Here is a 23,240-nt window from a genome sequence, read left to right on the forward strand (position 1 = left end):
AGCCACCATACGACCAAATGCCGGACGAGGCTACGTTCGCTCGCTCGGGACGACGGGTCACCACACCCTCCCCTCGGAATCGACCGGTTGCACCCTGGCGGGATGTGCCGACGCCTTCGCGAGCAAGCTCGCTCCCGCAGGTGTTTTCACTCTGGATCCGTGGTCAGATCCCGCTTGACGCCAGGTCCATCGCAAAATAGGTGAAGATCAGGTCGGCCCCTGCTCGCTTGATCGCCCCCAGGCTTTCACGGACCACCCGGGCTTCGTCGATGGCGCCGGCCTGGGCGGCGAACTTGATCATCGCGTATTCGCCACTGACCTGATAAGCCGACAGCGGCAGGTTCGACGCCTGGCGGATGTCGCGGATGATGTCCAGGTAGGCACCGGCCGGCTTGACCATCAACGCATCGGCCCCTTCCTGCTCATCGAGCAGCGATTCGCGCAGGGCTTCGCGGCGGTTCATCGGGTTCATCTGGTAGCTCTTGCGGTCGCCCTTCAAGGCGCTGCCGCCGGCTTCGCGGAACGGCCCATACAGCGCCGAGGCGAATTTGGTCGAGTAAGCCATGATCGCCGTCTGGCTGAAACCGGCTTCGTCCAGGGCCCTGCGGATGGCCTGGACCTGGCCGTCCATGGCCGCCGACGGGGCGATCACATCGGCGCCGGCGCGGGCCGCTGCCACGGCCTGCTTGCCCAGGTTGACCAAGGTCCGGTCATTGTCCACTTCGTGCCCGTGCAGGACGCCACAATGGCCATGATCGGTGTACTCGCAAAAGCAGGTATCGGACATCACGATCATTTCCGGCACGGCGTCCTTGCAGATGCCGGCCATGCGCGACACCAGGCCACGCTCGCTCCAGGTATCGCTGCCGTCGCCGTCCAGGTGGTGGGAGACGCCAAAGGTCATCACGGCCTTGATGCCGGCCCGGGCGTAGCGTTCGATCTCGCTGGCCAGTTTCGATTCAGGGATGCGCACCACGCCCGGCATGCTCTTGATCGGCACGAAGTCGTCAATTTCCTCTTCGACGAAAATCGGCAGCACCAGGTCGTTCAGGGTGAACTCGGTTTCCTGGAACAGGCTGCGCAAGCTGGCATTGCGACGCAGACGGCGTGGACGTGCTTCGGGGAACTGGCTGGACATGGGACTCCTGGGCAATTGGGGGCTCGATCACAGGGGGCAAAGCTTATGCCCTGGTCGACCCGGGCACAAACGCCGGCTGGAAAACAGAGTGTTACCGGCCGGGCAATAATCGCTCTACAGGGCCAACGTGCCATTGATGCAAATCACCCCAGCACTGCCCGGGCGTCATCAGCCGCTCATTCCGGAATCTTCAGCCCACGAACCACCGCCGGTCGCGCCAGGAAGCGCTCCAATACCCGCGTCACGTTGGGAAAGTGCTGGATGCCCACCAGGTCACCGGCCTCGTAGAAGCCGATCAGGTTGCGCACCCATGGAAAGGTCGCGATGTCGGCGATGGTGTAGCGCTCGCCCATGATCCAGTCGCGTCCTTGCAGGCGCCCGTCGAGCACTTTGAGCAGGCGTTTGCTTTCCTCGACGTAACGGTCACGGGGGCGCTTGTCCTCGTAGTCCTTGCCGGCGAACTTGTTGAAGAACCCCAGCTGCCCGAACATCGGCCCGATCCCGCCCATCTGGAACATCAGCCACTGGATCGTCTCGTAGCGCGCCGCCGAGTCCTGGGCCAGCAACTGGCCGCTCTTGTCCGCCAGGTAGATCAGGATCGCCCCCGACTCGAACAGCGCCAGCGGCTTATCCCCCGGCCCGTGGGGGTCGAGAATCGCCGGAATCTTGTTGTTGGGGTTCAGGGACAGGAACTCGGGGGATAACTGATCATTGCTGCCGAAGTCCACTTTATGAGGCTCGTACGGCAGGCCGATCTCTTCGAGCATGATCGAGACTTTCACGCCGTTGGGGGTCGGCAGCGAATAGAGCTGGATCCACTCAGGGTATTGAGCGGGCCATTTGCGGGTGATGGGAAATGGATTCAGGTCAGCCATGGTCGCAGGTTCCGAGAAGAATGGATGAGCGAGGATAATCCAAATCCGGAAAGACCTCATAGGCGTGATCGGGCCCTGCGCTGTTCTTAATTTCGCAACATCCTGTCGCTAATGTTCAGTGCATCGCTGGGAAGGAACCGGCCGCAGGATCGAACCAAAGGGCCTCAATGGACTCTGAGCAATGCCCTTAAGGGAACCGAGGCGGCGTCATGACAAGGAAAACACCCGAGGCCATCCGCCTCGTGGTGCCAGGGTTTGTCAGCCTGACTCAAAGAAGACTGAAGAATCGATCCGATGATGAACCCACTGAATTTCGCCAAGCGCCTGCAGCACCGTTCGTGGCTGCTGCTGCCGACCTTACTGGTGGTCTGCGGCCTGGCGCTGTCGCTGGAGTCCAGCGTCAGTCGCGCCCAGCCAGTCGACGGTGTCCAGACCCTGGTGTTCCTGCGCCATGCCGAAAAACCGGCCGGCGGCCTGGGCCAACTCAATTGCCAGGGCCTCAACCGGGCCATCGACCTGGCCACCCTGCTGCCGGAAAAATTCGGCAAGGCCGACTATGTGTTCGCGGCCAACCCGACCCGCAACGTCGAAGAGGGCGAACTGGATAACTCCTACAGCTACATTCGCCCGCTGATGACCATCAGCCCCAGCGCCATCAAGCTCGGGCTGCCGGTGAACATCAATTATTCGGCCAACGACACCAGTGACCTGGCGGATGAGTTGCTGCACGACAAGTACCACAACGCCACCATCTACACCGCCTGGTCCCATGGCTACCTGCCGGAGCTGATCAACAAGGTCGCCGGCGAGGCCGTCGGCAAGAAGCAGACCATTACCGAAGACTGGGAATCCGGGGATTTCGATTCGTTGTATGTGCTGACCCTGACCTGGCACAACGGCAAGGCCAGCCTCTCCAGCCGGACCTACAAGCAAGGCCTGGATAACGGCCAGGAAACCTGCCCGACCTGAGGCATCAGCCGCGGTGGCGGGGGCGTCAGGTCCTGACCGACGGGAGGACGTTGCGCTCGGCGGGAGTCAGTGCCGCGGGGTATGATGCAGCCATTCTCCCGCTACCCGGATTTTCTCCATGTCTTCATCCTCTGCCGCTGCTCACCGGGGCTGGTCGTTCTGGTGCAAGCCTGCCCTATTCCTGCTGGTGGCCTGCGTCGGCCTCTATTACGTCAAGTGGTCGCCCTACTACCTCAAGGCCTTTGTCGCCGCCGACAACCACAGCATCGGCGGCTCGATCCTCAATGATGCCCAGACCGCGCCGCTGACAGCGGCCCTGGCCTACGCCCAGGTGTACTTCCTGGCCATCTGGAAGGCGGCGGTGCTGGCGGTGATCCTCGGCTCCCTGCTGCAAGTGTTGATCCCCCGTGACTGGTTGCTGCGCCTGTTCGGCCGGGCCGGCTTTGCCTCGACCTTGCGCGGTGGGCTGTTCGCGCTGCCCGGCATGATGTGCTCGTGCTGCGCCGCGCCAGTGGCGGCCGGCCTGCGTCGGCAGAACGTTTCGGTGGGCGCGGCACTGGCCTTCTGGATCGGCAACCCGGTCCTCAACCCGGCGACGCTGGTGTTCATGGGCTTCGTGCTGGGCTGGGGTTTCACCGCCCTGCGTCTGGTGGCCGGTATCGTGCTGGTGTTCGGCGTGTCGATGGTAGCCCAGCGCATTGCCCGCCCCGAGGCCCTGCCCGAAGCCGCCGTGGAAGCGGTGGCCGAAGCCAGCACGGTGGATGCGCAGCCGTTCCTGATCCGTTGGGGCCGGACCTTGTGGCAGTTGTTCTGGAGCACCATCCCGATCTACGTGCTGGCAGTGCTGGTGCTGGGCGCGGCGCGGGTCTGGCTGTTCCCCCACGTCGACGGCGCCATGGCCGACAGCCTGGTGTGGCTGGTACCGCTGGCCATTGTCGGCACGCTGTTCGTGATTCCTACCGCGGCGGAAATCCCGATCGTGCAGACCATGATGACCCTCGGCATGGGCACCGGCCCCGCCGTCGCGTTGCTGATGACCCTGCCGAGCATCAGCCTGCCGTCGCTGTTGATGCTGCGCAAGGACTTCGATGCCCGCGTGCTGGTGACCGTGGCGCTGCTGACCATGGTGGTGGGGATTGTTTGCGGGTTGATTGGGGCGGTGGTGCTCTAGCAGGCTGGCACCTGAATGCCGGACAGCCACAAACCCTGTGGGAGCGGGCTTGCTCGCGAAGGCGTCGACACATTCAAAAGAGATGCGAGCTGACACACCGCTTTCGCGAGCAAGCCCGCTCCCACATGGGGTTGCGGTGAAATTCACGGTTGAGGCTGACCCACGCTCGCCGCCCGCTCCCGCAAATACTCCAGCACCGCCGGCTGATCACCCGCAAACTCGATGCGCAGGCCCTTCTTTTCCCGCTGGTACACGTACATCGGGTCGTAGTACTCACGCAGCAGGCCTTCGATCCAATCCCGATGCAGGTCGACCGCGCCGCTGCGAGCCTGCTCCGCCAGGGCAGCTTCCAGGATGCCCATCAAGCGCCGGTGACGGTCGCCCCCCAGGCGCTTCTGGATGTTGCCCAGGCTCGCCAGCAGCCGCTCGGCAAACGCTGAGAACCCCTGTTCGCCCTGGACCGCGACGAACTCGGCGCACAGGTTGACGATGTAGTCCCGCAGGATCCGCTCGACCCGCCGCTCAACGCTGTCTTGCAACCAGACCATCGGCACCTGCTGCATGCGCTGGAACAATGACAGGGGCAAGGCGCAACTGCCGATCATGCGGTTCTCATCTTCCAGCACGAAGTGCTCGATGCCCGCCGCGCGCTTTTTCAACACGTCCACCGCCAGGCGGTTCTCGAAATCGATGTTGGACGGCTGCCCAGTGGCGCGCTTGCCGAAACTCGAACCGCGATGGTTGGCATGGCCTTCCAGGTCAAGGCTGTTTTCCAGCTGGGCCAGCACGTCGGTCTTGCCGGTGCCGGTCATGCCCCCCAGCAACACCAGGTCGCACTGGCTGACCGCCTGCTCGACCGTCTCCAGCAGGAACGTGCGCATGGCCTTGTAGCCGCCGGCCACCCTGGGGTACTCGATGCCCGCTTCGTCCTTGAGCCACTGCTGGACGATCTGCGAACGCAAGCCGCCGCGAAAGCAGTACAGAAGACCCTCGCGATGCGTGTGGGCAAACTCGGCCCAGGCCTGGATGCGTTGTGCCTTGGTCTGGCCGGACACCAGCTGATGACCCAGCACGATCGCCGCCTGCTGCCCTTGCTGCTTGTAGCAAGTACCGACGCGTTGCCGCTCGCTGTCGGTCATCAGCGGCAAGTTGACCACGCCGGGGAAGGCCCCCTTGATAAATTCGATGGGCGCCCGGGTGTCCATCATGGGCCGGTCGTTGAGGAAGATGTCGCGGTAATCGGTGATGTCATCGGCCATCATGACACCTCGACCGCGTGGGTCTGTCGCTCGACCAGTTCGCCAATCGGCTCCAGCGCCAGGCCGAGCTCCGCGGCGACCCGCAGAAACTCCGCTTCGCCCTGCGCGGTGACGGCGATCAGCAGCCCGCCACTGGTCTGTGGGTCGCACAAGACCCGCTTGTGCAACTCCTGGACCCGGCCCACCCGGCTGGCGTAGCTGTCGTAGTTGCGCAACGTGCCGCCCGGCACACAGCCCAGGTCGAGGTAATACTCGACGCTCGACAGGCGCGGCACCGCGTCATAGCGGATGCGCGCCGTCACCTGGCTGCCATCGGCCATTTCCACCAGATGCCCGAGCAGGCCGAAGCCGGTGACGTCGGTCATCGCCGTTACGCCATCGAGCTTGCCGAAACGGCTGCCAGGCTTGTTCAGGGTGCACATCCAGTCACGGGCCAGGCCAACGTCGGCGGCCCGCAGCTTGCCCTTCTTTTCAGCGGTGGTGAGGATGCCGATGCCCAGGGGCTTGGTCAGGTACAAGCGGCACCCCGCAGTGGCGGTGTCGTTGCGTTTCATATGGCGCTTTTGCACCAGGCCGGTGACCGCCAGGCCGAAGATCGGCTCCGGTGCATCGATCGAATGCCCGCCCGCCAGGGGAATGCCCGCCTCGTCACACACCGAACGCCCGCCGCGAATCACCTCCCGGGCGATTTCCGGGGCCAGCACGTTCACGGGCCAGCCGAGAATCGCGATAGCCATCAGCGGATCACCGCCCATGGCGTAGATGTCGCTGATGGCATTGGTGGCGGCGATGCGTCCGAAATCGAAAGGGTCATCGACAATCGGCATGAAGAAATCGGTGGTCGAGACGACCCCGCGGGTTTCGTCGATGGCGTATACCGCGGCGTCATCCCTGGACGCATTGCCGACCCACAGGTTGGGGTCGAGGTTCTGCGCACCGCTGCCGGCCAGGATCACTTCCAGTACCTGGGGCGAAATCTTGCAGCCGCAGCCAGCACCGTGGCTGTACTGGGTCAGGCGAATAGGCTCGCTCATGGGCATACCTCTTGTCAGTCAAGGTGACCGAGTCTACCAGCATCCCCCGTGCCCCAGCGCCGCACACGATGAGTGCCAGGCAACAGGGCCTGCCACCCTTTGGTGCCTCTTCAAATGGCGGCACGGTGACCACGGCATGAAGATTGACCAAAAGGCCAGAAAAAACGGCCGTTCCCTTTGTTTTTCAAGCCTGTACGAAAATCTGGTACAGGATATGCAAACGTTTGCGAAGCCAGTCGCTCGCCGCGAAACGACGACGGTTTCTTCAATCACGGAACACGGGCTTCGGCCCGCTCGGACAAGGATTTTCCATGCACCACACTTCCCGGCGTTGCACCTCGCCCGGTCCTTGGGCAGCCTGCCTGCTACTGACCGCCGTTACCGGACTACTCAGCACTACTACCCTGGCGCAGACGAACGAAACGTCCGCCCAGGGCGAAGCCCTCAGCCCCGAGGCCACCCCGCCGAAAAAAGGCGTCTACCTGTCAGACTGGTACAACCAGGACCTGACGATCATTGGCAGCAAAGACATCAGCTTCGGCCCACAACCCACCGACGACGTGTACCTGGAGTACGAATATTTCGGTCGCAAGGGCCCGTTCGAACTGTACGGCTACGTCGACATCCCGAAGCTCTTCACCATCGGCAACAGCCACGACAAAGGCGTGTGGGACCATGGCTCGCCGGTGTTCATGGAGCATGAGCCGCGCATTTCCATCGATATCCTGGCCGGACGCAGCCTGGCCATCGGACCGTTCAAGGAATGGTACGTGGCGTTCGACTGGATCTACGATCACGGCAGCAACAGCGCCAATCGCGCCAACACCTTGTACAGCGGCCTGGGCACCGACATCGACACCCATTCGAGGGTCAACCTGTCGGCTAACCTCTATGCTCGCTACCAATGGGAAAACTACGGCGCCAGCAATGAGTATTCCTGGGACGGCTACCGCGCCCAGCTCAAGTACATCGTGCCGATCAGCCAGTTCAGCAACGGCGCTTCGCTGACCTACATCGGCTTCACCAATTTCGACTTCGGTTCGGACCTGCACAAGGACAACCCGGCGCGCACCGCCAACGCCACGGTCGCCACCAATGTCCTGCTGTACTCGTTCACGCACTTGCGCTTTACCCTGGTGGGCCGCTATTTCCACAACGGGGGCAACTGGCAGGACGGCAGCGAGCTTGATTTTGGCGAAGGCAGCTTCCGCGCCCGATCCGATGGCTGGGGGTATTACGCGGGGGTTGGCTATCAATTCTGATCCGATACCTGCCCACAAAAGCATCTGTTTCGATTCCACGGAGGTCACGAAAGCATGATCAATCGCCTGTGTGTTCCATTCGGCCTGGCAACGGCCGCCCTGTTCAGCACGACCGCCGGAGCAGCCCCGCCGCTGCAGCCCAAGGTCATGCTGATCACGATGTTTGCCCCCGAGGCACAAAACTGGATCGAGCGCCTGGCGCTCAAGGATGAAATCCGCATCCCCGGGCTGTCGGCCGAGTACCCGACGATCCGTTGCAACACCGAACGGGTCTGTCTGATGATCACCGGCATGGGCCAGACCAACGCCGCCGCCTCGACATTGGCCCTGGCCCTGTCGCCCCGCGTCGACCTGCGCAAGAGTTATTTCCTGGTGGCCGGGATCGCTGGGATCAACCCGCATCACGGCACCCTGGGCACGACCGCCTGGGCCCATTACCTGGTGGAATTTGGCACCCAGTGGGAGCTCGACTCGCGGGACGTGCCCAAGGACTGGCCCACCGGCTACCTGGGCATCAACACCAAGGGTCCCAACGAAAAGCCGCCGCTGGACTACAAGACCGAAGTCTTCGAACTCAACCCCGCGCTGCAAGCCAAGGCCTTTGCCCTCAGCCAGAACGTGAGCCTGACGGAAAGCGAGGCGTCGGCAGCCTGGCGCGTGAAATACCCCTACGCTCCGGCCAACCAGCCACCGGTGGTGACCCGCTGCGACACGCTGGCGGGCAACACCTGGTTTTCCGGGACGCGCCTGAGCGAACGGGCCGAAGTCTGGACCCGCCTGCTCACCGATAACAAAGGCGTGTATTGCACCACCCAGCAGGAAGACAACTCCACCTACGAGGCCTTGTTGCGGGCCAGTCGTGAGGGTCGGGTGGACATCAATCGGCTCGCAGTGCTGCGCGCCGGCTCCGACTTCGATCGACCCGAGCCCGGCGGCAATGAAGTGGACAACCTGCTCAAGTACGCCGACCAGGGCGCGTTCGTCCCTGCCTTGGAAAACCTGTTCCGCACCGGCAACCCGCTGGTGCAGGACATCGTCAAGCACTGGTCGACCTGGGAGCACGGGGTGCCCAGGTCCTGATCCTCGCGTCTGTGGAGGGCGTTGCGACGCGGGCATCGATCCCGGCTAGCCCTCACAGCCCCGCCGACCTCACTGCGATGGAATTTTCCATTGCCCGGGGGATCACTTGAACATCATCCCAGCGTACCCATCCAGGAGACTGCGATGCCCAATGCCCCTGCCGCCGCCGACAGCACTCACCTTGACTACGGTCTGGACACCCTGTTTGGCCGCGAAACCAAAACCATCGAGTGCCAGCTCGACGTCAAGCGCCTCGACGACGGCGAACCACCCTGGTTCGCGCTGCACGTCAGGCCGCCGCTGCCGGAGGACCTGCACAAGGCTCAGATCGTGGTGTTCAGCGCCGAGGGCCGGCGCATCAGCGGCATCGTCCGACGCACCGAGCGCCTGGCCGACGACAGCCTGCAACTGGACGTCGAACCCGACTGAGGCGCTCAGGCCTGCCGCGCGCTGCTGCGATACATGAACACCAGCGCCAGTGCCAGGCAGACCATGGCCAACATCCGGCTGCCGGACAACTCGATGGCCGGGTTGCCCAGCCAGCCGAAGTTGTCGATCAGCATGCCCATGCCCAGTTGGCCGACGATCACCGCAACTGTCGCGACGGCGGTGCCGACCCTGGGCACCGCCCCTACCATCACCATCATGTAGACCACGCCGAACAGCGCGCCACTGAGTTGCCATTTCGGCACCTCCAGCAAGGTGACCGCGTGGGCCGGCTCGAAAAACACGATCAGCAGGCCAGTGATCACCGCGCCCACGACAAACGTCAGCAAGCTGCTGCGCAACACCCCGACCGTCTGTCCCAGACGACCATTGATGGCGGCCTGCACGCTCAACACCGCCCCCGCCGCGACCACCACCAGCAACAAAAGAACCAGATTCATCATCAACCTCGGGCAATCAGGACAAGGGCCACGACAATCAGTGCCAACGCCAACCAGCGCTCGCCATTGACGCGCTTACGGGTGGCACCGAACCAGCCGAAGTGATCGATCAGCACGCTTTTGCCCACCTGGCCGGAAAGAATCGCGACCATGGTCATGGCAATCCCGATGTGAGGCGTGGCGAGCGTGAGCACCACCACGTAGACCGGTCCCAGGAAACCGCCGATCAGTTGCCAGCGCGGCAGTTCACTCAACGCCGGCCCTGGCTGCCGGCCACTGAGCAGCAACAGCAGGAACAGAACCGCCGAGCCCACGCCGAAAATGCTCAAGGTGGCCCACAAATGACCGACCTGAACGCCCAGCGGCCCCAACAGGCCCGCCTCCACCGACAACCCCATGCCCGCCAGAATCACCAGCGGCAGCAACAGCCAGCGCAAGAACGGCCGGGGTTTGGCGGTAGCCGTCACCGATTCGGCCTCGCTGATGGAAGACGCTTGCATAGTCACACCCTGTTCCAGGAAAGAAGGGCCGGCATTATCGGCTGGCATCGCTGTGCGATAAATGGGAGCATCCCGACAACACTTTTGCGTATTACGCACAGAAGGAATCGCCCATGCAGGGGCTTGACGAGCTTGGCTTCAAGGCACTCCGACTCTTTGTCGCGGTGCTCGACCACGGCAGCTTTTCCGAGGTGGCCCGACGCGAAGGCCTGGCGCCCTCCTCCATTTCCCGGCAGGTCCAGTTGATGGAGCAGGCCCTGAACCAGCAACTGCTCTATCGTCACACCCGCGCGGTCTCCCCGACCGAGGCCGGCCGCCTGCTGGGCCACCACGCACGCTTGCTGCTGGTGCAGTTGGAAGAAGCCGAACAGGCCTTGCAGGAGCAACACAGCGAGCCGTCCGGCCTGGTGCGGATCAATGCCCCGGTGGTGTTCGGCCAACGCCACCTCAGCCCTTGGCTGGGACCGCTGTGCGAGCGCTATCCGAAGCTGCAACTGGAGATCCAGCAAACCGACAGCTACGTCGATCCGCTCCAGGAGGGGGCCGACCTGCTGTTTCGCATCGGTCCGTTGCACGACTCCGGCATGCAGGCGCGGATCATCGCCGCCCATCGCTTCCAGATCGCCGCCAGCCCGGCCTACCTGGCCCGTCACGGCACGCCCCTCAAGCCCCAGGACCTGGCGCACCACCAATGCCTGGCCTACAAAGGCGTCACCGGCCAGCAGCGTTGGTTTTTCCGCCGCCCCGGCCAGGCGTGGACGCCCTACAGCGTCAAGGGCCCGATCACCGGCAACCACGCCGACACCTTGACCCAGGCCGCCGAGCAGGGCCTGGGGCTGGTGATGTTTCCGTCATGGCTGATCGGTGAAGCGGTGCGCAACGGCACATTGGTGTCGGTGCTGCGCGACTACGAAGCCTCCAACAGCCTCGAACCCCAACAGATCGCCATGCTGTGGCCGGGCAGCCGCCGGTTGTCCGTGAAGGTGCGCACGGTGATCGATTTCTTCTTCGAGTGTTTTGGCGAAGTCCCCTATTGGGACCGCTGACAGGGGCCACGCCCTGAACACGGTGGGCGCGGTTCACTGGCCAGGGGCTGGGTGTTAACGTGGCACTCCGAGAAGCGACAAGGACGACTGCGTGCTGCTGCTCAAACTGCTGGTGATTCCGGGTTTCCTGTTGCTGATTTCCCTGGCCGGTCGACGCTGGGGCCCGAGTGTGGCCGGTTGGCTGTCGGGATTGCCGGTGGTGGTGGGGCCGATTCTGTTGTTCCTGGCCCTGGAACAAGGCGAGGCGTTCGCCGCCCGATCGGCGACGGCGGCGTTGTCGGCCATGTTCGCGATGATTACGTTTTGCGTGGTGTACGCCCAGGTTGCCCAGCGCCGGGGTTGGCCTTGGGCGCTGGGCATTGCATTGGCGGCCTGGGCCTTGGTGGCACTGGTGCTGTCCTGGCTGCCGGCCTCGCTGCCATTGGCAAGCCTGTTGGCGGCAGTGGCTTTGCTGGCGGCGCCTTATCTGTTCCCGGCGGTCCGGCCCGTGATGCAGAGGCCAACGCGCACGTCCGACAAACTGATGCTGCGCATGATCGCCGGCGCGTTGCTGACCCTCGCGGTGACGTGGTTGGCCAGCACCGTGGGCGAACGCTGGAGCGGGTTGCTGGCGGTGTTTCCGCTGCTGGGCAGTGTCATGGCGGTGTTTTCCCAGCAAACCCGCGGGCCGGCGTTCACGGCGGCGCTGCTGCGAGCCACGGCCACCGGCATGTATTGCTTCGCCGCGTTCTGCCTGACCGTGGCCCTGACCCTGCCGCGGCTGGGCCTGCCGGCCTTTGCCCTTGGCGTTGCCGTCTCGGCGGTCATGCTTCTGGTGACCCGACGCCTGTTGGTGCGCACGCCTCCATCGGCCTGCGTAGCCGCACCGAAATGACCGACGTGCCTGCCGTTGCGCTGGAGTCAGGTGCGATGCCCATGGGATGATCGCCGCTCAAGCGCGACCACCTGTGGAGAGTGTCAATGTCAATGCCGAGTCAATACGCTGCCGCCCTGCTGCTGGCGGTCATCGCCAGCCTGGCCGCAGTACCTGCCCAGGCCGCCCAACCCAAATCCACCGGCGAGGCACCGGCGCAGAAGGTCTCGATGCTGTCCGGCAAGTTCGTCTTCACCTTGCCCAAGGGCTTCACGGCAACGCCACTGCCCGCCGGCGAAGCAGCCCAGGGCACCGCTGGCGCGACAGGGACGATGTACAGCAACGCCACCAGCCGAACGGTGGTGATCGCTGCTGAAAACACCATTGCCGATGGTACATCCGTGAAGGATAACGATGGCGCGTTTCTCGACACGACCATGGCCGGCTTCGCTGCCCAGCGCACCCAGGCCCTGCCGGACGCCAAGATCCTCAGCGAAAAAAGCCTGACCCAGAAAGGCAGCGGCCTGGGGTTGCGCCAACTCGACACCCGCGCCACCCAGGGCGGCGGGCCGACCCTCGACACCACCCTGCTGGGCGCTTCCGGCACGCGCATGGCGGTGGTGCAGATCATCTCCCGCGCTAGTGACAAGGCCGGTCATGAGGCGCTGGTGAAACGGATCGCCAGTGGGCAGTGATGGGGCTGTGATTCCAGGAGACCGCGTCGCTCCGATCGCGAGCAGGCTCGCTCCCACAGGGGGATGGTAGACGGCGCGGAAGTGAAGCCCACCCCGATTAAAATGTGGGAGCGGGCTTGCTCGCGAAGACAATGGCACATTCAGTATTGATGCAAGCTGACACGACGCATTCGCGGGCAAGCCCGCTCCCACAGGGGCTTGTTTCGGCCGAAGTATCGAAGCCCACCCCGATCAAACTGTGGGAGAAGGCCTGCTCGCGATGGCATCGCCACATCCAACCGGGTTTTCTAGGGATTGAGCCGTTCCAACCACGCCCGTAAGTCCTGCACTTCCTGCGCACTGATGTTGTGACCAAGCCCAAGGTAGGCATGGAATTCCGGTTCCAGCGCCAGGGTCTTCAGGAAGGAATCGGCCTCGGTGCCGTCATGGTAGGGAATGATCGGGTCTACCGTGCCATGGCCGATGAACACCGCCAGCGTGCGGCGCGACTCTTCCGGGCTCAATTGCCCGCGCAGCACCGACAGGACCCGCCCGCCCATCGCGGCAATGCCACCGACGGCCTCGGGGTGCCGCAGGGCCACTTCATAGCTCATCATCGCCCCCTGGCTGAACCCCACCAGGTAGACATTGCTCGCATCGGTGGGGTACTTGGCCCGGGCCTTGTCGATGAAGTCCAACAGTAACTGGCCGCTGGCCTTCAGGTCCGAGGCGTCACCGTCGTAGGCGCCCTCGCCGGCCTTGGCAAACCATTGGTAGTGCCCCGGCTCCATGGTTTTCGGTGCGCGCACCGAGAGGTAGTTATAGTGCTGGGGCAGCTCGTCCTTGAGTGCGAACAGGTCCTGTTCGTTGCTGCCGGAGCCGTGCAGGAAGATCACCAGCGGTCGGTTGCGGGCCTGCTCATCGGCCTGGGCCAGGTAGTTGAGCGGCAAGTCCGTTTGCAGTGACGGTTGCGCCTGCAACCCGGACGAAACCAGCAACAGAAACAGGGTGAGCGCTTTATACATCGGTCTTCCTCCATCGTTCGATAACCCCACGGCAGACACCGTGCCGGCGGTAGACAGCGGTTATCGGCGGTTGCTCAATTCTATCCGGCACTGCGCTATGATCAGCGGCGACCATCGACAAGCGAGTCAGACAGTGCGCTCATTACCACGGATTGGTATCGGCCTCAGGGCCCCTCATTATCAAGCGTTCCTCGACGGCCATCCCGCCGTTGACTGGCTTGAGGTGCATACGGAGAACTACCTGGGGCCAGGCGGCAAAGACCTGCATATTCTTCAACGCCTGGCGCAACGATATCCCATCAGCCTGCACGGTGTCGGCCTGGGGATCGGCTCGGTGCATGGTTTTTCCAGCGCCCATGTCGAACGCATACGACACCTGGCGGCTCAGGTGCATCCGTTTCTGGTTTCCGAGCACTTGAGCTGGGGGGCGATTGAAGGCCGGTGCCTCAACGACCTGCTGCCGCTCCCTTTGGTTGAAGCCTCGCTGGAGCTGGTCTGTGATCGGGTCGACCAGGTCCAGGATGCATTGGGCCAACAGTTGTTGCTGGAAAACATTTCCACCAGCCTGCGCTACCACGGCGATACCCTGGGCGAAGCCCAGTTCCTCGCCGAAGTGGTGAAACGCACCGGCAGCGCGGTGCTGCTCGACCTCAATAACCTTTACGTCAACCAGTGCAACCACGGCGAATGCGCCCTCGCCGCCCTGGAAGCCCTGGATGAATCGGCTGTCCGCGAATTTCACCTGGCAGGCCACAGCCAGGAAGAGGAATTGCTGATCGACGATCACGGCAGCGCGGTGGCGGAGCCGGTCTGGTCGCTGTATCGCAGCGCATTGCGCCGGTTTGGCCCGGTCCCGGTACTGGTTGAATGGGACACCCGCCTGCCGCCCCTGGGCGAACTGCTCGACCAGGTCGAGATCGCGCGCACGATCGCCCGGGAGGTGTTGCATGACACGTGAAGAGCTGGCGGCGCTGCAACTCGGCTTTACCCAGGCGCTGGATGATTGTTCATCGCCACCGGCCCTTCCACCGGGATGGTTAGAGACCGCAAGCGCGGGCAATCAGCGACGCTTCGCGCGTTATCGCAGCGGGCTCTGGCGGCACCAGGAACAGTCGTTGGCCTTGACCTATCCCGTCATCAAGGCGCTGGTGGGCGATCCGTTCTTCCGCTCGCTCGCCTACGAGTATGGACGGCGCTACCCATCGCAGCATCCCGACCTGGGCATGTTCGGCGAGCGTCTGCCGAGTTTCCTCGAACACTATGGCCCCGTAGCGCCCTACCCTTACTTTGCGGCGGTGGCGTCGTTGGAATGGGTCATTCATCTGGCCGCTGCCGCCCGCGACGCCACACCACTTGGTCCCCACGCACTGGCCGCAATGAACAGCGCTGAGCTGGACAGCCAAAGGTTCACCCTGCCGCCGAGCTGCAGGTTGCTGCCCTGCGAATGGCCGGTGGTCGCGATATGGTCCGCCCATCGCCGGCAGGGCCAGCCTCTACCCTCAGTGAACCGCCACGCCTGCACCGCCCTCGTCTATCGAAACGGCTGGAATGTCGAAGCACGCGAGGTCGAACCCTGGGAAGCCGCCGCGCTGGAGCGCTTGGCGCAAGGCGCGACCCTGGGCGAAGCGTTACTCGCCGCCCAGGCGTGTTACGGCGCGCAGGGTCAGGCGCACCTTGTCGACAGCGCGGCCCTACTCACCCGCTGGCTGAACGATGGTTTGCTGACTGCCGTCCCCTGAGCCCAGTCCACGCACCTGTATCGGTCACCTGTGTCCCCATGAACCCGTCCTGCTGGGGCCCAGGCCCCTGCTGTGAAAGGACGGGCAAATCCTGTTACATCTTGAAACATCTTATAAGCTTATATCGATTAGACATATCCTGACCGTGGACTACAAATAGAAAGCACCTTGCAAACTCGCACTAAAGCAATACATTTGATTTCGCGGTGAAGATACGACAGACCCATGGCTGTTTCGATAAACGAACGAGCGATGCAGTCGGTCAGGAACGGATTCCGAACAAGTTGCCCGAGGCGACCTGTACAAAAAGGGAGCGGTAAATGTATCGAACCAGCTACTCGAACGAATCAACTTTGCGCAAACGGCGCCAACGTATTGCAACCTTCCGCCTTGTCATTCCTGATTTCTTGCAAACACAATGCCGGCACGCCGTGCCGATCAAGTTTGCTTGTCGCAGCACTGTCAAACCCTAATTGAATATCGATATTGCGCCGAACGTTGAATATGTATGTCCAGACGGACAGCCGTACGGCCCGTTCGCGTGCGCGATGGGCTTATAAAAATAAATAACTGTATAAAAACCTTGACCGGGAACTTGCGTGATGAATCTAAAGGATATTCTGGTAGCCACTGCGTTGGCCTCCATCAGCAGTGCTTCGCTGGCCGAGGTGGCCGCTGAGAAACCGGCAGAAACTGAGGTGTGCTACGGCGTAGCCAAGGCAGGCCACAACGATTGTTCCGACAGCAGTTGCCTGCATGACTGCTCGGAGATGAGCAAGGTCGACAACGATCCACGCGAGTGGGTCGCCGTGCCCAAAGGCACCTGCACACAGATGGGGGGCGTCGTCAAAGCCCAGCCAGACGCCTGCCCATTCGACGAACCGGCTGTCTCCGCAGCCGTTGACGTCGGGGCCGGGGAACGGCTCTTCAACGGGGGCGACCACACCCGCGGCATCGTCGCCTGCTCTACCTGCCATGGCACGGCTGGCGCGTCTGAAAACGCCGAGTACCCCAAACTGGCGGGACAATTTGCCAAGTATGTGGAGACGCAACTGCGCGCCTTCCGCGATGCCTCGCGTCCATCACCGGTCATGGTGACGGTGGCCAAGTCCCTCAGTGACCAGGACATCGCCAATGTGGCGCAGTACCTGGTGCAATCTTCCGCGACCCCGTCTTCAGCCCCGGCACAGCCTCAACCAAACGTTGTTGCGGCCTCGACGGCAGTCATTCATCAAGAAGCGAAATCGGGCACCGTGCCTAATTAAAACGATCGCTCATCTTCAATAACCCTTTCAGGCGCCCCTGAGTAGCGTAGATCATTACGCACTCGATAACAGCGCTTGGCCTGGTTATGTCCGAGGCAAAAAAATTGCAATCAACTTTATGCAATACGAACACTTTCGCCTTTAAAAAAGTGCTGAAAAATAAATAAAACGGCACCTTGATTCGAAATAAATATTAAGTATTGTCAGTCTATGGACGCCGTCACTTGAAAGGGACAACAACAAATGTCAAGTAACATTGTGGATTATGACTTTGCTGACTTTCAACTAAAGTCATTGATTGCCCATTCTTCCCAGGGCCAGCGTCTGACACCCTTGTTATCGCTGCGCTATGCTTTTCGAAGTGATGAGTTCTGGCGCGACCTGGATCATTGGAAAGATATTGACGCCGAGTTGTTCCTCAATCATCTGTGGCAAGAAAAAAATGCCATTACCAGCGTCGGCGCACTGGGTGCATTGATCAAGAACAGGATCAGTGCCGCGTTCCTGAAAGACCTTGAAGAAGGTCATCGGATGGCGCCGATGTCTATCCGACTGACGCCTTACATCCTCTCGCTGATCGACTGGGACAACCCCTACCTGGACCCGTTGCGGCGCCAGTTTCTGCCGCTGGCCTCGGAGATCTGTGTCGATCATCCCATGGTGAAACTCGACCCCATGGGCGAACAGAACGACTCTCCGGCCCCGGGGCTGACCCATCGCTACCCCGATCGCGTGTTGTTCCTGGCCACCAACGTATGCCCGGTCTATTGCCGCTATTGCACCCGCAGCTACGCGGTGGGGCTGGACACCGATGCGGTGACCAAGACGAAGATCAACGCCCCCGGCGAGCGCTGGGAACCGGCCTTGCGCTACATAGAAGCCAACGCCAGCGTCGAGGACGTGGTGATCTCGGGCGGCGATGCCTATCGACTCAAGGCCCGGCAGATCACCGAGATCGGTGAACGACTGCTGGACGCTCCCCACGTACGGCGTATGCGTTTCGCCACGAAGGGGCTGGCTGTATTGCCGATGAAGATCCAGAGCGATCACGACTGGACCGATGCCATCTCACGCTTGTCGGACCGGGCGAGGAAGATGCACAAGTCGATTGCGATACACACGCACTTCAACCATCCGAACGAAATAACGGCGATCACCGCCAAGGCCCTGGGAATGCTCTATGAGCGTGGCGTCGAGGTCAGGAACCAGGCCGTCATCCTCAAAGGCGTCAATGACAACCCGCAGACCATGCACCGTCTGAACGAATGCCTCGCCTACTTGAACGTGCGTCCCTATTACTGCTTTCAGGGGGACATGATTCGTGGCGTCGAAGCACTCAGAACGAGCCTTGGCGATTCGATCGCCCTGGAGAAATCCACCCGTGGCCTGATTGCCGGACACAACACCCCGCACTTCATCGTGGATCTGCCCGGCGGTGGCGGCAAGCGCGATATCCATAGCTTCGACTACTACGACCCCTACCTGGGTATCGCCGCCTATCGCGCGCCAGCCGTGAAAAAAGACCAGGTTTTTCTCTACTGCGACCCGCTCCACACCCTCACCGCGGATGCCCAAGCGCTCTGGACGAATCCGGCGACGCGGACACAACTGCTCGACGATGTCCTGAAATCCGTCAAATAAATGTTCAACCACCGTGAATGGAAGCATAGAAATGAGCGAAACCAACAAGATTGACTGGATCCACCACACGTCCTACGTCCACGCCATCGAGCAGTCCAAATCGACTGGCAAGCCGATCCTGATTTATTTCCATAGCCAATCCTGCGGTGGTTGTAACCGCTTGGTGGACAGTGTTTTCAACGACACCCAGCTTATCGGCGCGGTCAATGACTCAACGATTCCGGTATGGGTTGAAGTGGAAAACTCCAAACCCGATCCACGCATTTCCGAGTTGGTGGGAAGCCACATCTTCATCATGTCGCCGGTTCTGCAACTGATTTCCAGCGACGGGGACATCTACCATAAATTCCTCGGTGCTCCGCTCCATACGCGACTCGACCTCGGGTACTGCCGCGTGCATCACGATGTCGAAGGTGACATCGACGCCAGCGAAACCGCTTCTCAACTGTCGGTCGGCCTGGCCAAGCAGGCCATGGCCAGCTTCAACTACTCCATCGCCGAATCGAAGTTGCGAAAAGCGCTGAACGCCAGCAATACGGCCAGCGTGGCGGTGCGCGAAGCGGCGTATTGGCTGCCTATCGTGCAGGCCCGCGGACAGTATCCTGAAGACAGCGTGTCTGAAGACGGTATCGCGCAGACCGCCATTGCCCGCGAAGTCCGGCGCTTCTGCAATACGCTGATCCAGGTGCCGGACCATGAGTTGATGGTCGACTGGCCGGGCGTCCAGGGCGAAGGTGGCTGGGCCCATTACACCGACTGCCTGCGTGAGTTGTGCCTGGGCATCTACCAGATGCTGCTGGATGTCGCGACCGATGCGGCGCAGAAACGCGCGGCACAAGGCCGCAGCCTGACCCGTGCGCAAATGATCATCCGCGATTGGCAGGTGTCCTTCCGTGACCTGCAGGCCAGCCTCATTGGCCTGAAGGGTCCAGAGTACGATCAGCAGCACCTGCATCAGAACTACACCCTCGGCAAGCAGCGGACGATCCGCAACAACATCGTCCACTGCGTGATGGCCGAGTTCTGGGCTCACTCCCCTGCGATCCGTTCCACCCTGGAAGCCAGCCGGACGGGCATCCGCCACTCTGAAAACGTCAGCCCGGCGCTGGTCAACTGGAAGATCCATGGCCCGGCGCCCTATAACTTCGGCAGCATCCAGTCGTTGCTGACCCTCTGGGAAAAACGCCACCAGCAATTGGTGGAAGAGTTCTCGGGGATCACCGACGCCGAACTCGACGCCTCGCTGAACTGGTGGGAAGACTCGCCTGTCTCGGTGAAATTCCGTCTTTGCCGCCTGGGCTGGCACTTCCACGATCATGCCGCGGTTGTCGAAACCATCTGCCAGCGCATCGGCCATGAGCGCTCGGAAACCGAACTGCTCGCCAAGCTCCTGTTCAACGCACTGGGCCGCGCCGAGGGTGAAATGGTCGGCCTGTCGCGAGACGAGCAACAAGCGCTTTTCGCCAGCGCCGCCCATCAGCTGAAAACCCGCAGCGATGAGCTGGCCCGCGTCTACGAGGGCTACCTGAACAAGCGCGCCGACGCCGCCTACGCCACCACGCAGGCTCAGCCAGTGGCCGCGGCCGTGTAATGAAAAAATGCGGCGCGCCCTGCGCGCCGCTTCGAGGATAGAAAGCGTGATGAATATTCTGCAGCAGATGTTTGGCGACCAGACCGAGGTGTTCCTCGACACATGCTGGCCCAAGCGCTCATACGTCGCCGACGGTGCCATGAGCCGCTTTACGCAATTGTCGGCCCTGGAAGAATTCCAGGACATCCGCGCGTTGTTCAAGGCCCTGCCAGGGCCCGTCGACCTGCTCTTTCCAGGTGGCAAACGTATTACCGTGGCCAGGTCCGCCGATGCCCTGGCGCCGTACAACGATGGCGCCGCGATGGTTTACATAAAGGATCTGGAAGCGCTGCCCGCGATCTCCCTGGCCTGCGATGAACTGGCCAAGACACTCGACATCCCGCGGCACTATGTGAGCTGCGAGGCGTTCGCGGCCAACCATGGCGTGGAAGTGGCGACGCACTTCGATCATGAAACCAACTTCATGATCCAGATCAAAGGCGAAAAGACCTGGAGGTTTGCCGAAAACACTTCGCTGCCGGACCCCATCTACCCGTTTTTCCCGAATAACCCGAACCGCTTCTACCAGCAAGGCACGCATCCCTACACCGGCGCACAACTGCCGCGGACAATGCCCGAGGGCCACGAGGAGCGGCTGGTCAGGCCCGGGACCACGACCTTCATGCCCCGGGGCTATTGGCATGCCACGGTCGCCCATGAAGAGTCCTTTTCCATCGGCTTCGTGATCAACCCGCCAACGGTGGCCGACATCATTACCTATGCCCTGCTGGAGCATTTACACGGGAACGAACGCCTCAGGGCCCACCCGCTCGACACGCTGTCGGAGCCTGCACTCGCGCGCATCCTGGGCGACATTCAGAGCGGCCTGGAGGAGGTCGGGAAGTTGTCCAGGACATTGCCGGCACAAGCCCTGCTGCAACGCTACAAGCAATCGAGAAAAGGGAACATTCGCACACTCACTGCCCTATGACCGCGTTCTTGATTGGAATCCGTACCATGCGCACTGCACACGCTCTGTTTGTAGGGATCACGGCGTTGATGCTCGTCAACGTGATCGATGGGCTCAAGGAAGTGTATTTCGGGATCCTGCTGCAAAGGCTCGACAGTGTCATCGCGACATTCGTGTTGTTCGCCGTCGCCTGGCCGGTGTTCTTTTTCGGCTACATGGCCCGGAAACGCTCGACGCCTGCCCTGCTTGCCAGCCCTGCAAAAAAGGCTTCCGTGCGCCGGTGCCTGGTGATGTTGAACATCAGTTCCGCCGCGCTCTGGATATCCTTTCTGCTGGCATTGAAATGGGTGGAGCCGGCCATCGTCAGTGCGCTGGTGGGCGGGGTCGGGATCATTTCGACGCTGGTGCTGAACAAGCTGTTGCGTCCCACGGCGATCATGATCCCGGCCGACTATATCGCCGCGCTTGTCATCGCACTGGCCAGTGTCTACCTGGGGTGGGTCTCGATGGACGGACGCACCGCCGTCAAGGATGAGGTCGACAGCGACCAGGTGCTGCTGGGCTACCTGATGATGCTGGTGTGCGGTGTCGCCATGGCCTTGACCAGCATTCTCTCGAAGGTCGTCGCGGATCATGGGGCGTCGAGCCACTATCTCTACGCCCATCGGTTCTACCTGCTGCTGGCGGTGACCGGCGTCTACACCTGTTTGAACCTGAGCAAGGTCGGCGCCGTCATCGATCATCTCGATGCCTTGGTCCTGTTGGCCTTCGTCGGCGTGATCCTGCCGTTGCTCTTGCTGCAAGAAGGCATAAAGCGCTGCGAGCCCGTGACCACCGAAGCCATCCTCGCGGCCGCCCCGTTGTTCACCATCATTTTTCAAACCGTTGATTCGAGACTGGCCTTTTCAGCGTTCAGTTTCGCCGGCGTGGTCCTCATCTGCCTGGCCGCGACCTACAACGGCTATTCCCACCTGAGTCGCCTTTCAGTCGAAGGAGTTAGAACATGAAATACGCGGTGATCGTCGATGCCTACTCGACCGGGGCAAGCCTGGCGGACGAACTCAAGTTGTATGGCATAACCTGCATCCATGTGCAGACATCCGCCGAAATACTCGAATATGACGTGGACAGCTACAGGCCGGGGGATTTCCAGCAGCGATTCGTCGCGACGCAGGACCTCAAGGCGCTGACGGATGCCTTGGCCGAATTCGACCCGATGTTCATCATTCCCGGATGCGAGTCCGGCGTGGAGCTGGCCGACCAGCTCAGCGAACTGATGGGCACGCCTGGCAATGGCACGGCGCTGTCAGCCTGCCGCCGGGACAAATGGCACATGGCCAAGCGGCTGCATCAGATGGGCATCCCGGCGGCCCGGGTCGCCTTGATCCATCAGATGAGTGAGGTCGAGACGGCGATCGAGACGATCGACGGCTGGCCGGTGGTCATCAAGCCGGTCAACAGCGCCGGGGCGGACGGTATCCATTTCTGCTACGAGATCGCGCAGGTGCGTCACGCGGTGGACAAGGAGCTGGGGCGCCTCAACGAAATGGGGCTCATCAACGACACGCTGCTGGCGATGGAGTACTTGGCTGGCCAACAGTACCTGGTGCAGGCGGTGTCCCGAGACGGTGAACATTTTGTCTTCGAGATCTGGCGCGACACTCGCAAGCCCGTGCCAGGCGCCGGGGTGGTCAACGACCGTGAGGTGCTGATCGACCTGCTCTCGGAGGAAGCGGCCCCCATCATCGCCTACGTTCACCAATGCCTGGATGCATTCGGCGTCGACATCGGCCCTTCGTTCCTGGAAGTGATGGTAACGAACAACGGTCCGATGCTGATCGAGTGGGCAGCCCGGATGATGGGAACCCAGGAGCTCAGCGCGATGACGCGCGTGCGCGGCGTCAATGCCGTCAATCTCTGCGCGGCCTGCTATGCCGATCCCGAGGTGTTCCATTCGATGCTGGAGAAAGTCAACCGGTCGAACGCGACATGCGAAGTCATCGGGATGATCAACAGCGTTTCCGGCCAGGTGATCCATCATCGTTGGCTTGACGAACTGAGCGTCAGGCCAAGTTTCTTCAAGATGATCAGGGCCCCTGAAATTGGCGCCAGCGTTGCGCCTACCATCGGGATCTCGACCAACTACGGCTTCATCTATCTGGTTCACGAAGACCCTGCGGTCACCTACGCCGACTACCTGTGGATCCGGCAAAAAGAGGCCGAGGACACCGGTTTCTTCGACGTGCAACTCAGCCAGGCAGCGGTCGCGCAAGCCTGCTGAC

Annotated in this window: 21 protein-coding genes and 2 pseudogenes; 16 read left to right on the top strand and 7 right to left on the bottom strand. The window is 62.0% G+C overall.

Features of this window, described 5'->3' with window-relative positions; translation table 11 throughout:
• Nucleotides 1–163: 163 nt before the first annotated feature.
• Together VM99_25280 and VM99_25285 are read right to left on the bottom strand one after the other, a co-directional pair.
• Nucleotides 164–1,138, bottom strand: a complete 975-nt coding sequence (locus VM99_25280; protein AKK01212.1) for a delta-aminolevulinic acid dehydratase — start codon at nt 1,136–1,138, stop codon at nt 164–166.
• 176 nt (nt 1,139–1,314) lie between these two features.
• Complete coding sequence (locus VM99_25285) at nt 1,315–2,013, bottom strand: glutathione S-transferase (protein ID AKK01213.1); 699 nt, start codon at nt 2,011–2,013, stop codon at nt 1,315–1,317.
• A 294-nt stretch (nt 2,014–2,307) separates the two neighbouring features.
• Here VM99_25285 and VM99_25290 point away from each other — a divergent pair, with 294 nt between their 5' ends.
• Nucleotides 2,308–2,982 (top strand): GTP-binding protein, encoded by a 675-nt coding sequence (locus VM99_25290; protein ID AKK01214.1) that lies wholly within the window; start codon nt 2,308–2,310, stop codon nt 2,980–2,982.
• A gap of 118 nt (nt 2,983–3,100) precedes the next feature.
• Entirely contained in the window at nt 3,101–4,153 is a 1,053-nt protein-coding gene (locus VM99_25295; protein ID AKK01215.1) for a membrane protein, read from the top strand.
• 143 nt (nt 4,154–4,296) lie between these two features.
• Here the strand turns inward: VM99_25295 and VM99_25300 are convergent, their stop codons facing one another.
• Together VM99_25300 and VM99_25305 are read right to left on the bottom strand one after the other, a co-directional pair.
• Nucleotides 4,297–5,412 carry a tRNA 2-selenouridine synthase gene (locus VM99_25300; GenBank protein AKK01216.1) on the bottom strand — a complete coding sequence of 372 codons (1,116 nt, stop codon included), beginning with the start codon at nt 5,410–5,412 and terminating at the stop codon, nt 4,297–4,299.
• Complete coding sequence (locus VM99_25305; GenBank protein ID AKK01217.1) at nt 5,412–6,446, bottom strand: selenide, water dikinase; 1,035 nt, start codon at nt 6,444–6,446, stop codon at nt 5,412–5,414. The genes VM99_25300 and VM99_25305 overlap by 1 nt, the downstream gene beginning before the upstream one ends.
• Nucleotides 6,447–6,757: 311 nt before the next feature.
• Here VM99_25305 and VM99_25310 point away from each other — a divergent pair, with 311 nt between their 5' ends.
• From VM99_25310 to VM99_25320, 3 genes are all read left to right on the top strand, one after another.
• A complete protein-coding gene (locus VM99_25310) occupies nt 6,758–7,708 on the top strand; it encodes an ion channel protein Tsx (protein ID AKK01218.1) in 951 nt (316 codons plus the stop codon).
• A gap of 54 nt (nt 7,709–7,762) precedes the next feature.
• The gene (locus VM99_25315) at nt 7,763–8,788 is read left to right on the top strand and encodes a purine nucleoside permease (GenBank protein AKK01219.1); all 1,026 of its coding nucleotides are present in this window, start codon (nt 7,763–7,765) and stop codon (nt 8,786–8,788) included.
• Between the two features lie 144 nt (nt 8,789–8,932).
• Nucleotides 8,933–9,217: a hypothetical protein gene (locus tag VM99_25320; GenBank protein AKK01220.1), complete on the top strand. Its 285-nt coding sequence runs from the start codon at nt 8,933–8,935 to the stop codon at nt 9,215–9,217.
• Between the two features lie 5 nt (nt 9,218–9,222).
• Here VM99_25320 and VM99_25325 read toward each other — a convergent pair whose 3' ends face one another.
• Together VM99_25325 and VM99_25330 are read right to left on the bottom strand one after the other, a co-directional pair.
• Nucleotides 9,223–9,675 carry a membrane protein gene (locus VM99_25325; GenBank protein ID AKK01221.1) on the bottom strand — a complete coding sequence of 151 codons (453 nt, stop codon included), beginning with the start codon at nt 9,673–9,675 and terminating at the stop codon, nt 9,223–9,225.
• A gap of 2 nt (nt 9,676–9,677) precedes the next feature.
• Nucleotides 9,678–10,175 carry a membrane protein gene (locus VM99_25330; GenBank protein AKK01222.1) on the bottom strand — a complete coding sequence of 166 codons (498 nt, stop codon included), beginning with the start codon at nt 10,173–10,175 and terminating at the stop codon, nt 9,678–9,680.
• A gap of 113 nt (nt 10,176–10,288) precedes the next feature.
• On the opposite strand from VM99_25330, the gene VM99_25335 reads away from it, so the two are divergent.
• The 3 genes from VM99_25335 to VM99_25345 all read left to right on the top strand — a co-directional run bounded on the left by VM99_25335 (nt 10,289) and on the right by VM99_25345 (nt 12,769).
• Nucleotides 10,289–11,221, top strand: coding sequence for a LysR family transcriptional regulator (locus VM99_25335; GenBank protein AKK01223.1), 933 nt, complete (start codon nt 10,289–10,291; stop codon nt 11,219–11,221).
• A gap of 91 nt (nt 11,222–11,312) precedes the next feature.
• On the top strand, nt 11,313–12,095 hold the full coding sequence (locus tag VM99_25340; protein ID AKK01224.1) for a membrane protein: 783 nt from the start codon (nt 11,313–11,315) through the stop codon (nt 12,093–12,095).
• An 86-nt stretch (nt 12,096–12,181) separates the two neighbouring features.
• Nucleotides 12,182–12,769, top strand: a complete 588-nt coding sequence (locus tag VM99_25345) for a hypothetical protein (protein ID AKK01225.1) — start codon at nt 12,182–12,184, stop codon at nt 12,767–12,769.
• 287 nt (nt 12,770–13,056) lie between these two features.
• On the opposite strand, the gene VM99_25350 is transcribed toward VM99_25345, so the two are convergent.
• Complete coding sequence (locus VM99_25350; GenBank protein AKK01226.1) at nt 13,057–13,773, bottom strand: phospholipase; 717 nt, start codon at nt 13,771–13,773, stop codon at nt 13,057–13,059.
• A 97-nt stretch (nt 13,774–13,870) separates the two neighbouring features.
• Here VM99_25350 and VM99_25355 point away from each other — a divergent pair, with 97 nt between their 5' ends.
• The 8 genes and pseudogenes from VM99_25355 to VM99_25390 all read left to right on the top strand — a co-directional run bounded on the left by VM99_25355 (nt 13,871) and on the right by VM99_25390 (nt 23,239).
• Entirely contained in the window at nt 13,871–14,731 is an 861-nt protein-coding gene (locus VM99_25355; GenBank protein AKK01227.1) for a hypothetical protein, read from the top strand.
• A gap of 154 nt (nt 14,732–14,885) precedes the next feature.
• Nucleotides 14,886–15,125 (top strand): annotated as a pseudogene (locus VM99_25360) (hypothetical protein).
• 1,220 nt (nt 15,126–16,345) lie between these two features.
• Nucleotides 16,346–16,693, top strand: a pseudogene (locus VM99_25365) (hypothetical protein).
• A gap of 378 nt (nt 16,694–17,071) precedes the next feature.
• On the top strand, nt 17,072–18,418 hold the full coding sequence (locus VM99_25370; protein AKK01228.1) for an L-lysine 2,3-aminomutase: 1,347 nt from the start codon (nt 17,072–17,074) through the stop codon (nt 18,416–18,418).
• Between the two features lie 31 nt (nt 18,419–18,449).
• Nucleotides 18,450–20,009, top strand: coding sequence for a hypothetical protein (locus VM99_25375; protein AKK01229.1), 1,560 nt, complete (start codon nt 18,450–18,452; stop codon nt 20,007–20,009).
• 49 nt (nt 20,010–20,058) lie between these two features.
• On the top strand, nt 20,059–20,979 hold the full coding sequence (locus VM99_25380; GenBank protein AKK01230.1) for a hypothetical protein: 921 nt from the start codon (nt 20,059–20,061) through the stop codon (nt 20,977–20,979).
• Nucleotides 20,976–21,965: a hypothetical protein gene (locus VM99_25385; protein AKK01231.1), complete on the top strand. Its 990-nt coding sequence runs from the start codon at nt 20,976–20,978 to the stop codon at nt 21,963–21,965. Before VM99_25380 ends, VM99_25385 begins: the two co-directional genes overlap by 4 nt.
• Entirely contained in the window at nt 21,962–23,239 is a 1,278-nt protein-coding gene (locus VM99_25390) for a hypothetical protein (protein AKK01232.1), read from the top strand. The genes VM99_25385 and VM99_25390 overlap by 4 nt, the downstream gene beginning before the upstream one ends.
• The last annotated feature ends 1 nt before the right edge of the window (nt 23,240 follow it).

The sequence above is a fragment of the Pseudomonas chlororaphis genome, assembly GCA_001023535.1.
GTDB lineage: Bacteria > Pseudomonadota > Gammaproteobacteria > Pseudomonadales > Pseudomonadaceae > Aquipseudomonas > Aquipseudomonas chlororaphis_E.